The organism is Pelomonas margarita (assembly GCF_043555875.1).
Lineage (GTDB): Bacteria > Pseudomonadota > Gammaproteobacteria > Burkholderiales > Burkholderiaceae_C > Pelomonas > Pelomonas margarita.
The window spans coordinates 1-283 of the sequence record NZ_JBIGHW010000082.1 but is presented as its reverse complement, the minus strand read 5'-3'; the positions used below and the strand labels follow the sequence as shown (position 1 = coordinate 283).

Sequence of the window (283 nt, the reverse complement as noted above, 5' to 3'; positions counted from 1 at the left end):
CCGCCGCGCACCATCGCGTTCGACGGCGTGCGCGTCGGCGCGGAGGCGCTGCTGGGCGCCGAAGGCGAGGGCTTCAAGCTCGCGATGAAGGGCTGGACGGCGGGCGCATCAACATCGCCACCTGCTCGGTGGGCGCCGCGCAGGGCGCGCTGGATGCCGCGCGCCGCTACCTGCACGACCGCCGCCAATTCGGCCAGTCGCTGGCCAGCCTGCAGGCGCTGCAGTTCCGCATCGCCGACATGGCCACCGAGTTGGTGGCCGCACGCCAGATGGTGCGCCTGGC

Annotated in this window: 1 pseudogene; it reads left to right on the top strand. The window is 73.9% G+C overall.

What is annotated here, in order from left to right:
* Nucleotides 1-283: pseudogene (locus ACG0Z3_RS23335) on the top strand (acyl-CoA dehydrogenase family protein); the annotation flags it as partial.